Source organism: Pseudomonas sp. TE6288 (genome assembly GCF_054062095.1).
The window spans coordinates 182,247-194,633 of sequence record NZ_JBSSEW010000012.1; the positions used below are offsets into that span (position 1 = coordinate 182,247).

Consider the following 12,387-nt stretch of genomic DNA (forward strand, 5'->3'; position numbering starts at 1 on the left):
CCCTCGCGGAAAGAGAAACGCCCCGGCAAGCCGGGGCGTTCTGGGAGATCAAACGGAGGTTGCACTTAATGGCTCAACGGACACCTGACTGACGCAGGGCAGCCGGCTGGAACTCGGCCTTGCTGGCGCTGAAGCCGAAGTTGTAGGCACTTTTCTCTTCGTTCTTCATGCCCAGCGCCAGGTAGCGACCCGATTGCAGGTCGTAGATGGCTTCCAGGGTGTACCACGGCACCTGCACGTTGTAGTACGGCTGGGCGTGGGCCTCGGAAACACGCCACAACTGGTTGCGGCCGTCATACTGGTCGATCACCGCAGCCTGCCAGGTGTCCTCGTCGATATAGAAGTCACGCTTGGCATAGATATGGCGCTGACCTGGCTTGAGCGTGGCAACCACGTGCCAGACGCGACGCAGCTCATAGCGCGACAGGTCCTGGTTGATATGCCCGGCCTTGATGATGTCGCTGTACTTGAGCTTCGGATCGTCCAGCTTGTAGGCGTTGGAGGCGATGTACATCTCCTTCTTGCCTTCGAGCTTCCAGTCGTAACGGTCTGGCGCGCCGTTGTACATGTCCAGGTTGTCGGAGGTGCGCAGGCCATCGGCAGCGGTACCCGGGCCGTCGTACGACACTTGCGGCGCCTGGCGCACGCGGCGCTGGCCGGCGTTGTAGATCCACGCCTTGCGCGGCTCCTTGACCTGGTCGAGGGTTTCGTGGACCAGCAGCACGGTCCCGGCCAGACGTGCCGGAGCGGTCACTTCCTGCTTGAAGTAGAACAGGATGTTGCCGGGGTTGGCAGGATCGTAGTCCTTCATCTTGTCGCGGAAGACGAACTGGTCCTGGAAGTACACCAGGCTGTAAGAGCCGTTCTGCTGCGGGGTGGCCTGGGTGACCAGGCGAGTCACGCTGCCGCCACGGTAGCGGGTGATGTGGTTCCAGATCACCTCCAGGCCATCCTTGGGAATCGGGAACGGCACGGCTGTCTTGAAGTTCTCCAGGCCGTTGCCACCGGCGACCAGGGTGGTCTTGGTGGCGTTTTCCTTGATCGCGGCGAAGACATCGTCCGGCACCGTGGAACTGCGGTGGGTCTTGTACACCGGAATCTTGTAGCTATCCGGGTAGCGTTTGAACATCGCCACCTGGCCAGGCGAAAGCTTGGCCTTGTACTGGTCGACGTTCTGCGCGGTGATGGTGAACAGCGGTTTTTCGCTGGCGTAAGGGTCGGAGAGGAAGCCCTTGGCGTCGGCACTGCCGGCACTCTTGGACAGCGGCTCCCACGGGCCGATGGAACCATCGGCGTTACCGGACTTCTCGGCCCCCATCGGGGTGAGCGACGCGCCCAGCTTGGCGGCCTCGTCAGCGGAAACCGCAGCCATGACGCTGGTTGCCAGCAGGGACATGCCCAGTACACCGGCTTGCAGCAGACGTGTGGTCATTTTCATTCTTTGTCGTCCTGGATCAATGTTCTTAGAAGTTCACGCCGAAGCTGAGGGCGACGAAGTCGCGGTCATCCACGGTGGTGTACTTGCCATCGAAGAAGTTGGTGTACGACAGGCTCGCCGTGTAGGTGTTCTGGTACTCGGCGTCCAGGCCCAGGCTGACGGCCTTGCGCCCTTCCTCGAAGTTGCCGCCAGGGCCCGGGGAGTAGCCGTCGACGTCGTGGGACCAGGCCACGCTCGGGCGCAGGTTCACGCCAGCGAAGACGTTGTTGTAGTCCCAGATGGCACGAACGCGATAACCCCAGGAGTCGGAGGTGGTGAAGCCGTCGTTCTCGCAGTAGCGCGACAGGTTGTTCTGCTCGACACCCGCCAGCGTGGTGGCGTTGAGGCTCTGGCAGCGACCGTTGGGCAGCGGGCCTGGACCATAGACTGGGTCGCGGCCATAGCGGGCCTTGGAGGTGCTTTCCAGACCGCCGACGTGAGTCCAGCCTACCTCGCCGACCATGGTCAGACGCTCGGCGCCCATGACTTGGTCGAAGAAGTGGGTGAACGTGGTTTGCAGCTGGGTGATTTCCTTGCGGCGATAGCCTGGCTGGTCAGTGTTAGGCGTGCCCTTGAGGACGGATGCATTGGGGTCCAGCGGCGTCAGCCCTGAATAGAGGATGTCGGTGGTGTTCAACTGCACCGGCGCATTCGGCCGGTAGCTGATCTCACCGCTCCAGGCCGTGCCGGTGGGCAAGGTGGTGGAGAAGCTCAGGCCGTAGAGGCGGATGTCTTCCGGGTACTCGACGTAGTAGCTGGAGTTACCCGCCACGTACAACGGCATCAGGGCCTGGAGCAGGGCCGGGTTGGTGGCGGCGGCCCCCGGAACACCTGCCCTGACCAGTGCCCCAGCCAGGTTGGCCGGGTTGTAGAAGCCGGCGGCGGCGCCGCGGCCGCTGAAGATTGGCGCCCGGCTGTGGTAGTTCATGAAGTAGCCACCGAACTCGGTGTTCAGCGGCTCGTACATGTAGCGCAGGGCCACACCGAACTGGCCGCTGTCACGGGCATCACGGTCGGGGCCGCGGCGCACGATCACGCCTTCGTCCGGCGAGCCCCAGGACACGCCCTGCCCGGTCAATGCGTTCATGGCAGGCCCGGCAAACGGGCCGATCTGCGCGGCCAGGCTCCTTGACACGTTGGCCTGCTTGGCCAACACCGCCAGGTTGTTGTTGCAGCCGTCGGCGATCACGTCAGGCTGGGAGAAGAAGGTCCCGCAGTTGTCGACGACGGTCTGGTCCCACTCGATCTGGTAGAAGCCTTCGGCGGTGAGGTTGTCGGTCACGCTCTGCGACACGTAGAACATGTTGACGGGGATCAGGCCTTCCTTGATCTCCGCGCCAGGACGGCGGAACGCCGACACGTCGATGGGGTTGATGGCGTTGATACCGCCGCCGATGAAGGTACTCTCACCCCAGCTCACCACCTGCTTGCCCAAGCGTACGTTGCCGGGCAGGTCGCCGATGCTGTAGTTGTGGTAGACGAAAGCGTCGAGCAGTTCCGCGCCCGAAGACTTGGCGCCCTCCTTGCGGTTCGAATCGCTGATGTCCTTGAACTGGCGGTTTTCATCCTTGAGCTCGAAGTCGTACCAGTACTTGCCACGGACGAACACGCCCGTATCGCCGTACTTGAGCTCCAGGTCGTGGATACCCTTGAAGATCTTCGAGAACGTCTCGCCTTTCTTGAAGTTCAGGTGGCCATCGTCGGAGGTCTGCGACAGCCCCCTGCCGCCGTTGTTGGCCCCGATGAGGTTCTTGTTGGGGTTGGCCGTCGACCAGCTGGCGCCAACGGAGAGCGACGAGTCGAACTGGCCTTCGATTTCACCGATGTTGAAGCTGACCGCGAAAGCAGGACTTGCGAGCGTGGAAGCGAGGCTGACGGCCAGAGGCAGTTTCGCCCGGCGCCAGAACGGGTTTGCAGATGTCATCGACGCTACTCCATGTACTTTTTTGTTATGGCAGTGAGTCCTTTCAGAAACGGCTCGAGCGCCTGGTGAAGCAGGCTCCTGCCCGTGACGCCGCGCGTTGCCGTGCGGCGCCCTCCCCCATTCCTGAAAATCCCCTGACCCGACTATAGCCAGCGGTCACAGGTGCTTGATCCCTCTAAAGTGTGATTTGCGCGTCCTGCTTGCGGCCCACCCCGATCGGCCGGCCTGCGCGCTGGCAGTGCTCAAGCATGGCTCAATTCTGTCGTTTGACAAGGCGTCATCCTGTCTAGCTTGCGGGGTCGCGCTTGAGAAAGCGCGACCCGCGCCCGCGTTACAGGGTAGAAAGGAAAGCGCTGTTACTGGCCTGCCACTGGCTGATGTCGACGCGGATGCGCTTCTTGTCGAGCTTGCCGACGCTGGTCTTGGGAATTTCAGTAACAAGGGCGATCTGGCTGGGAATCGCCCACTTGTTGATGTGTCCCTGCTCCACGAAAGGCTTCAGATGTTCCTTGAGCGCACGCGCCTCGATGCTCTGCCCCTCGCGCACCACCAGCAGCGCAAACGGGCGCTCCCCCCACTGCGGGTCAGGCACGCCCACAACAGCCACTTCTCGTACTGCAGGGTGGCGACTGATCAGGTCTTCCAGGTCGAGCGAAGAAATCCACTCGCCACCGGTCTTGATCACGTCCTTGATGCGGTCGCGAATATCGATGAAACCCATGCCATCGAGCGTGGCGACATCGCCGGTGTGCAGCCAGCCACCCTGCCAGAGTTCCTCGCCCTTCTCCGGCTCGCGGAAATAACCCATGGTCAACCAGGGCGCGCGCAGCACCAGTTCGCCCTGGGTTTCGCCATCGGCAGGCAGGAAATTGCCATTGCCATCGACGATGGCGGCCTCGACCAATGGCACCGGCACCCCGGCCTTGATCCGGTAGCTGGTACGCTCATCCTCGCTTCCGGCCTGCAGCTCGTCGTTCAGGTGCGCGGCACTGATCAGCGGGCAGGTTTCGGACATGCCGTAGGCGGCGGTGAGCTGGATACCCCGGGCCAGTGCAGCCTGATACAGCGCGCGGTTGAGCGCGCTGCCGCCGATGATGATCTTCCAGCCACCGAAATCCTGGCCGGCTGCCGACGGGCAGTTGAGCAGCATCTGCAGGATGGTCGGCACGCAGTGGGAGAAGGTCACCTTCTCCTCACGCCACAGCCTGATCAGCATGTCCGGCTCATAGCGCCCCGGGTAGACCTGCTTGATGCCCATCATGGTCGCCGCGTAGGGGATGCCCCAGGCGTGCACATGGAACATCGGCGTGATCGGCATGTAGACATCGTTGCTGCTCAGCAGCCTCACGCTGTCCAGGCTGCCGAGTACCGCGGTTTCGGCCAGCGTGTGCAGCACCAGCTGCCGATGGGTGAAATACACTCCTTTGGGGTTACCCGTGGTGCCGGTGGTATAGAAGGTGGTGGCCACCGAGTTTTCATCGAAATCGGGGAAGTCATAGTGCGGGCTGGCCGCGGCCAGCAACTGCTCGTACTCGCCTTGCAGGCCCGGCAGGTCGGCAGACTTGTCCGGCCCATCGGTCAGCAACACGGTACCTTGCACCGTGGTCAGTTGCCCGGCGATGGCCTGGTAGAGGCCGATGAAATCACTGTTGACCAGCACGAACCGGTCTTCGGCGTGGTTCATGGTGTAGAGGATCTGCTCCGGCGACAGGCGCACGTTGATGGTGTGCACCACGGCGCCGATCATCGGGATGGCGAACATGCATTCCAGATAGCGGTGGCTGTCCCAGTCCATCACCGCCACGGTGTCGCCGGCCTTCACCCCAGCCTCGGTCAGCACGTTGGCGAGGCGGGCGATGCGCTCGTTCAGTTGCGGGTAGGTGAGACGGAGCTGGTCGCGGTAGACGATCTCGCGGGTCTTTTCGTAGCGGCTGCCGGACATCAGCAGGCGCTTGATCAGCAGTGGGTACTGGTAGGCGCCCTCGGCGGGCTTGATGATGCGCGTCTGCAACATGGGTATCCCTTTTTCTTCAAAGCGGGCAGGACAGTTCAGGCAACAACTGTAGTTCGGTGACGCATCGGTCAAATCAGCCGAAGGAATGATTTATGTCCTGCAGGTATGAGCGCAGGCGCGACCGTTGACGAGCGACGGCGCCGGGCCGGACACTGCGCCAACCCCATCCCGCCCTGCCACCGGAGCCCCTGATGTCCAGCCCACGTCGCGCCGTGTTTCTCGATCACCAGTCACTGGACCTGGGTGACCTCGACCTTGCGCCCTTGCGTGCCCAGTTCGACACGTTGCAACTGCATGCCACGACCCGCCCGGAGCAGGTCGCCGAACGCCTGCACGGTGCCGTGGCCGTCATCAGCAACAAAGTGATGCTCGATGCCGCCACGCTGGCCGCCAACCCGCAACTCAGGCTGATCCTGGTGGCCGCCACCGGCACCAACAATGTCGACCTGGCCGCCGCCCGTGCCCAGGGCATCACCGTAAGCAACTGCCAGGGCTACGGCACGCCGTCGGTGGCCCAGCACACCCTGGCCCTGCTGCTGGCCCTGGCCACGCGCCTGTGCGACTACGACCAGGCGGTGAAGGCCGGGCAATGGGCCAAGGCCAGCCAGTTCTGCCTGCTGGACTTCCCCATCGTCGAGCTGGAGGGCAAGACCCTTGGCCTGCTTGGCCACGGCGAACTGGGCGGCGCGGTGGCGCGCCTGGCCGAGGCCTTCGGCATGCGCGTGCTGAGCGGGCAGATCCCCGGCCGCCCGCCCCGGGCCGACCGCCTGCCACTGCATGAGCTGCTGCCGCAGGTCGATGCCCTGACCCTGCACTGCCCGCTCAACGAGCAGACCCGGCACATGATCGGTGCCCGCGAGCTGGCGCTGCTCAAGCCCGGCGCACTGGTGGTCAACACCGCCCGCGGCGGGTTGATCGACGAGCAGGCCCTGGCCGACGCGCTGCGCGGCGGCCACCTGGGTGGCGCAGCTACCGATGTGCTGAGCGTCGAACCGCCGGTCAACGGCAACCCACTGCTGGCGGCGGACATTCCCCGCCTGATCATCACCCCGCACAGCGCCTGGGGCGCGGTAGAGTCGCGCCAGCGCATCGTCGGCCAGCTGGCCGAGAACGCCCAGGCCTACTTCGCCGGTCAGCCGCGACGCGTGGTCGGCTGACCCGCCTCTGGTACACTGCGCCACTTTTTCAGGAGGCGTCGTCCATGGACCCGCGCAGTGAAGTGTTGCTCCGCCAGGCAGAGCTGTTCCAAGGCCCACTGCTGGTCGCTGGCGCCCAGGCCGATGGCCTGCTCGGCCAGTTGCCCGGGGCCCACGGCTGGACCTGGCATGCCGGCGACCAGGCCGTGCTCGAGAGCCGCTTCGCCGGGCGCAGCCATTACGGTGTCGAGGTGCCCGAGGTAGCCTTCGACGCCGCCGTGCTGTTCCTGCCCAAGTCTCGCGAGCTGGCGGCCTACCTGCTCAACGCCCTGGCCTCGCGCCTTGCCGGTCGCACGCTGTACCTGGTGGGGGAGAAACGCGGCGGCGTCGAAGGCGCGGCCAAGCAATTGCAGGCCTTCGGCAGGCCGCGCAAGCTCGACAGCGCCCGCCACTGCCAGCTATGGCAGGTGACCGTGGACAACGCGCCCGAGGCCAAGCCGCTGGAAAGCCTGGCCGAACGCTTCGACCTGTCGCTCGAAGATGGCCCGCTGCAGGTGATCAGCCTCCCCGGCGTGTTCAGCCACGGGCGTCTGGACAAGGGCACCGCGCTGCTCCTGGAGCACCTCGACGGCCTGCCGATCGGCCATGTCCTGGACTTCGGCTGTGGGGCCGGGGTGCTCGGCGCCACCATCAAGCGTCGCTATCCGCAGAGCCAGGTCACCTTGCTCGATGTCGATGCCTTCGCGGTCGCGGCCAGTCGCCTGACCCTCGCCGCCAATGGTCTGGAAGGCGAGGTGATCAGCGGTGACGGGATCGATGCCGCTCCCCGCGGCCTGGACGTTATCCTGAGCAATCCGCCGTTCCATACCGGTGTACACACCGACTATCACGCCTCGGAAAATCTTCTGAAAAAATCCAGGGAACATCTGCGAAAAAGTGGGGAAATCCGTTTGGTAGCCAACAGCTTCCTGCGTTACCAGCCGCTGATCGAAGGCGCCCTGGGCAACTGTGAGATCCGTGCCGAAGCACAAGGTTTTCGCATCTACCGCGCAACACATGGATAAAAACAGGGCTTGCCGAAAGCGATTCGCCTAGGCAGAATCCGCTCCGTCCTAGGGGAGTAGTCTCCCGCGAGCACCCTGCTCGCCCGGTACGCGTCAACACACTTGGCCCACAGGCCATGGCGCGTGCGACCCACGATCTGCGCAGACAGGTCCAGGGTTTGACAAGACCTATGACACGCACACCTTACCCGGGGCGGGGAGGTCGTACGTGTCATAGCCGTGTCGACCCGCCCCCGTAGGAATCCTGATGCTGGAATCATTGCTCGTCCCTACCGCGATCGTCGCGCTTGCCGAAATCGGCGACAAGACGCAATTACTCGCGCTCATCCTCGCCGCCCGTTTCCGCAAGCCCTGGCCGATCATTGCCGGGATCGTCGCCGCGACGCTGGCCAACCATGCCGCCGCTGGCGCGGTCGGTGCCTGGGTCAGCAGCTTCTTCACCGAGTCGGTACTGCACTGGATCCTCGCCGCGAGCTTCACCGCCACCGCGTTGTGGACGCTGGTGCCGGACAAGATGGACGATGACGAAACCAGCAACGCACGACGGTTCGGGCCATTCGTGACCACATTGATCGCCTTCTTCCTCGCCGAAATCGGCGACAAGACGCAGGTGGCCACGGTGATGCTGGCCGCCCAGTATCCGCACCTGATCATGGTGATCATCGGCACCACCCTGGGCATGCTGATCGCCAACGTGCCGGTGGTGCTGGCGGGCAACTTCGCGGCGGAGAAACTGCCGCTGACGCTGATCCGTCGCCTGGCGGCGACCGCGTTCGTGGTGCTGGCCATCGTCGCGGTGTATTCGGCGATGAAGACCAGTGGCTGGATAGGGTGAAGCAGCGGCAAGTGGCAAGCTACAAGCGGCAAGAAAGAGCAGGGGCATCCTTACTTGCCGCTTGAAGCTTGTAGCTTGTAGCTGCTTTTACTTCTTGGCCGCCTGATACAGCGGCATCACCTTCGGAATCGCCGCCTGCAACGAGGCGATACGGCTGCTCGAAGCCGGGTGGGTGCTCATGAACTCTGGCGGCGCGCCTTCGGACGCCTTGCTCATCTTGTTCCACAGGGTGATCGCGGCGTTCGGGTCATAGCCGGCACGGGCCGACAGTTCTAGGCCGATCAGGTCGGCTTCATTCTCGTTGGCACGGCTGTTGGGCAGGGTCATGGCGTAGTTCACCACGGTGTCGGCCATGGCCATGCTGTCCTGCCCCAGGCCAAAGATCGCGCCGGCGCCCTGGCGGGCCATTTCCACGCCGTAGGCCTTGGACATCGCTTCACGGCTGTGCTCGCGCAGGGCGTGGGCGATTTCATGGCCCACCACCGCGGCGATCTCGGCGTCGGTCAGCTGGAGCTGATCGATCAGCCCGGTATAGACGATGATCTTGCCGCCCGGGCCGCAGTTGGCATTGAGCTCGTCGCTCTTGATCACGTTGACTTCCCAGTTCCACTGCGCGGCATCCGGCCGGAACTGCGGTGCCTGGGCGATCAGGCGCTTGGCGATGGCCTGCACGCGCTTGGCATCATTGCTGCTCTTGTCCAGAACGCCCTTGCTCGACGCCTCGCCGAGGGTCTGCTGGTAGGACTGGGCGTACATCTTGTTGACCTCATCGGTCGAAAGCATGCTGAACATGTATTGCTGGCGCTGGACGCCCACGGCACCACCACTGGTGGTATTGACCGCCTGGCAGCCGCCGAGCAGGACGCCGACCGTCAGCATGCTGACAACGAATGACTTACGCATGAAAACACTCCCTTTTTACGTGCCGCGTATCCTAGGCTCAGACGCCCGCCCCTGCCAGAGCCGCAGGTAAGATTTCTGACAAGTTCCTCATGCTTTGGTATTAGCCCGCCGATAACACTCGGTAACAACCTCCTTGCGCGCGGAGCTTTGCCATGAAGTTCAAGTCGATCCAGTTTTCCGTGGCCGCCCTGGCCGGTGCCATCGTGCTGAGCATTGTCGCGGCCCTGGTACTGTACGCCGTCTACTCCGGGCAACGCACCCAGGCGCTGGTGCAACAGCGCACCCAGCAACAGTTCGAGAACGTCATCGAGCAGCGCCTCACCGCCCTGGCACGCACCCAGGTCAGCGAAATCCAGCGCGGCCTCGAAGCCCCGCTGTCGATCGCCCGCAGCCTGGCCACCGGCAACGCCATGCTCGGCATGCAGGCAAGCGACGGACAACCGCTGATGCGGGTCGACCGCGAGCACCTGATCAACCAGCTCAAGCGCACCGTGGAGGTCAACCCAAGCGTGCTCGGCGCTTACCTTGGCTGGGAGCCCAACGCCCTCGACCATGCCGATGCCCGCTACGTCGGCAGTAGCCTGGTGGGTATCGACAGCGCCAACGGCCGCTTCCTGCCCTGGTGGTTCCGCAATGGTGATGGCAGCCTTGGCCAGGACAAGCTGGCCGATGTCGACGACCGCACAGTGCTCGCCACCGGCGTGCGCGCCAGCGAGTACTACCTGTGCCCCAAGGAGTCGAAGAAGGCCTGCGTGATCGACCCCGCGCCTTATAAAGTGGGCGACAAGATGGTCATGCTGGCGTCGTTCGTCGAACCGATCATGGTCGATGGCCAGTTCCAGGGCATGGCCGGCGCCGACCTGTCGGTGAACTTCATCCAGGACCTGCTCAATGCCGCCGATCGCCAGCTGTACGACGGCGCCGGGGAGCTGGCGCTGGTTTCCAGCAACGGCCGCCTGGTGGCCTATACCCGTGACCCGGCGAAATTCGGCGAGAAGGCCAGCGATGTGCTGGACAGCGACGAAGCCGGCACCCTCAAGAACCTGAGCGGCGAAACCCTGCACTACGAAGTGGACGCCGGCAAGGATCGCATCGAGCTGTACCTGCCGTTCAAGGTCGCCAACACCGATGCGCGCTGGACACTGCTGCTGGAACTGCCGCTGAGCGCCGTGATGGCCGAAGTCAACCAACTGCAGCAGGACCTGGCCGAACAGCGTCGTACCGATATCACCGGCATGACCCTCGTCGGCCTCGGCATCGCCGCCCTTGGCCTGCTGGTGATCTGGCTGCTGGCCCTGGGCATCGCCCGCCCGCTCAGGCAGATGGTGGCGATGCTCGACGACATCGCCCAGGGCGAAGGCGACCTGACCCGCCGCCTGCACAGCGACCGGGCCGACGAACTGGGCGCCATCGCCAAGGGCTTCAATACCTTCCTGGCCAAACTGCAGGCCATGATCAGTCAAGTCGTGGGCTCGGTGCAGAAGGTCAGCGACTCCTCCGAGCACACCGCCGACATCGCCATCCGTACCAACCAGGGCGTGCACAAGCAGATGGCCGAGATCGACCAGGTAGCCACCGCCGTGCATGAAATGACCGCGACCGCCCAGGATGTGGCGCGCAACGCCACGCAAGCGGCCCAGGCTGCCAGCGCGGCCGACCGCGCGGCCAACCAGGGCCTGGAAATCGTGCGCGACACCTCCAGCGCCATCAGCGCCCTGGCCAGCGAGATCGGTCGCGCAGTCACCGTGGTCCAGGACCTGGCCCGCGACAGCGAAAACATCAATGCCATCCTCGTGGCCATCCGCGCCATTGCCGAGCAGACCAACCTGCTGGCGCTCAACGCCGCCATCGAGGCCGCTCGCGCTGGCGAGCAGGGTCGCGGCTTTGCCGTGGTCGCCGACGAAGTGCGCAACCTGGCGCAGAAGACCCAGCAGGCGACCGAGGAAATCCAGCAGATGATCCAGCAGTTGCAGCAGGGCACCCGCGAGGTGGTCAAGGTGATGGAGGACAGCCAGGGCAAGACCGACGACAGCGTGCTGCAGGCCAGCCGCGCCGCCGAGGCGCTGGAAAGCATCACCCAGGCGGTGTCGGTAATCAACGACATGAACACCCAGATCGCCAGTGCCGCCGAGGAGCAGAGTGCCGTGGCCGAGGACATCAACCGCAATGTGATCAACATCGGTCAGGTGGCTGGCGAAGTGGCGGGCGGTGCCGACGAGTCGAGCCAGGCCAGCGCCGAGCTGACCAAGCTGGCGGAGCAGCAGCGCCGCCTGATCAATCAATTCAGGGTGTAGGTATCAAAAGGGGCGGGGGTGTGGGAGCGGGCTTGCCCCGCGATACGATCCTCGCCTCACCACCGCCATCGCGGGGCAAGCCCGCTCCCGCCAGAAAAGCTGTTTGCTCAAGCCGGGGTCAGGCACTCCGGCCCATCGAGCTTCGGATCGTTGACGAAATACGCCAGCGCCCGCTCACGCAGCGCCGTCGGCGGCTTGGCCAGCAACTCGTGCAGCTTCGCCATCGGCGTGTCGGGATCCAGCCACAGCGCCTGCTCGGCCTCGTCCAGAATCAGCGGCCGACGCTGGTTCATCGCCGCTTGCGTCACCACCGCACAACTCAACCACTCTTGTTCCTGCACCGGGTAGACCTCCCACACCGCGGCGAAGAACAATGACGCACCCTCCCCCGGTGTCACCCAGTACGGGCGCTTGCGCGCCGTGCCGCGCCATTCGTAGAAGCCGTTGGCGGGCATCAGGCAACGCCGCTGGCGCAGGGGCTCGCGAAACATCGGCTGCTCGGCGAGGGTTTCGGCACGGGCCTGGGCTGGTGTACGGGAAAGGTCGGTGAGCCAGGCCGGGGTCAGCCCCCAGCGAGCGCTGGCCAGCTGCAACTGGCCGTCGACCTGGCGTTGAATCAGGACCGAGGCGCCGGGCGCGATGTTCCATTGGGCCTTCTGGCCCGGGGGGAAGCCCGGCAGGCCGGCGAAGCTCTGGGACCAGCGAAACAGGGCGTAGCGTCCACACATGGGCGAAATCAA

At 64.4% G+C, this 12,387-nt stretch carries 9 protein-coding genes, 1 pseudogene and 1 riboswitch; of the genes and pseudogenes, 5 read left to right on the forward strand and 5 right to left on the reverse strand.

Annotation, left to right across the window (positions count from 1 at the left end; translation table 11 throughout):
* Window positions 1-73: 73 nt before the first annotated feature.
* From ACVWY1_RS14660 to ACVWY1_RS14670, 3 genes are all read right to left on the reverse strand, one after another.
* Window positions 74-1,438, reverse strand: coding sequence for a DUF1329 domain-containing protein (locus ACVWY1_RS14660; RefSeq protein WP_277502920.1), 1,365 nt, complete (start codon window positions 1,436-1,438; stop codon window positions 74-76).
* A gap of 25 nt (window positions 1,439-1,463) precedes the next feature.
* Complete coding sequence (locus tag ACVWY1_RS14665; RefSeq protein ID WP_277502919.1) at window positions 1,464-3,401, reverse strand: DUF1302 domain-containing protein; 1,938 nt, start codon at window positions 3,399-3,401, stop codon at window positions 1,464-1,466.
* 331 nt (window positions 3,402-3,732) lie between these two features.
* Entirely contained in the window at window positions 3,733-5,415 is a 1,683-nt protein-coding gene (locus tag ACVWY1_RS14670) for a fatty acid--CoA ligase (RefSeq protein ID WP_110700664.1), read from the reverse strand.
* A gap of 191 nt (window positions 5,416-5,606) precedes the next feature.
* Between ACVWY1_RS14670 and ACVWY1_RS14675 the strand changes: the two genes are divergently transcribed.
* From ACVWY1_RS14675 to ACVWY1_RS14685, 3 genes are all read left to right on the forward strand, one after another.
* On the forward strand, window positions 5,607-6,572 hold the full coding sequence (locus ACVWY1_RS14675; protein ID WP_277502917.1) for a 2-hydroxyacid dehydrogenase: 966 nt from the start codon (window positions 5,607-5,609) through the stop codon (window positions 6,570-6,572).
* A 44-nt stretch (window positions 6,573-6,616) separates the two neighbouring features.
* Window positions 6,617-7,615, forward strand: coding sequence for a class I SAM-dependent methyltransferase (locus tag ACVWY1_RS14680; protein WP_277502916.1), 999 nt, complete (start codon window positions 6,617-6,619; stop codon window positions 7,613-7,615).
* Window positions 7,616-7,653: 38 nt separating this feature from the next.
* Window positions 7,654-7,775, forward strand: a riboswitch (yybP-ykoY riboswitch).
* A gap of 90 nt (window positions 7,776-7,865) precedes the next feature.
* Entirely contained in the window at window positions 7,866-8,450 is a 585-nt protein-coding gene (locus ACVWY1_RS14685) for a TMEM165/GDT1 family protein (RefSeq protein ID WP_277505548.1), read from the forward strand.
* Window positions 8,451-8,537: 87 nt separating this feature from the next.
* Here the strand turns inward: ACVWY1_RS14685 and ACVWY1_RS14690 are convergent, their stop codons facing one another.
* Window positions 8,538-9,353: a M48 family metallopeptidase gene (locus tag ACVWY1_RS14690; RefSeq protein ID WP_023631454.1), complete on the reverse strand. Its 816-nt coding sequence runs from the start codon at window positions 9,351-9,353 to the stop codon at window positions 8,538-8,540.
* A 1,235-nt stretch (window positions 9,354-10,588) separates the two neighbouring features.
* Here ACVWY1_RS14690 and ACVWY1_RS14695 point away from each other — a divergent pair.
* Both ACVWY1_RS14695 and ACVWY1_RS14700 read left to right on the forward strand, forming a co-directional pair.
* Window positions 10,589-10,792 (forward strand): annotated as a pseudogene (locus tag ACVWY1_RS14695) (HAMP domain-containing protein); the annotation flags it as partial.
* Between the two features lie 111 nt (window positions 10,793-10,903).
* The gene (locus ACVWY1_RS14700; protein ID WP_371041509.1) at window positions 10,904-11,647 is read left to right on the forward strand and encodes a methyl-accepting chemotaxis protein; all 744 of its coding nucleotides are present in this window, start codon (window positions 10,904-10,906) and stop codon (window positions 11,645-11,647) included.
* A gap of 107 nt (window positions 11,648-11,754) precedes the next feature.
* On the opposite strand, the gene ACVWY1_RS14705 is transcribed toward ACVWY1_RS14700, so the two are convergent.
* Complete coding sequence (locus ACVWY1_RS14705) at window positions 11,755-12,375, reverse strand: SOS response-associated peptidase (protein WP_110703091.1); 621 nt, start codon at window positions 12,373-12,375, stop codon at window positions 11,755-11,757.
* Window positions 12,376-12,387 lie beyond the last annotated feature (12 nt).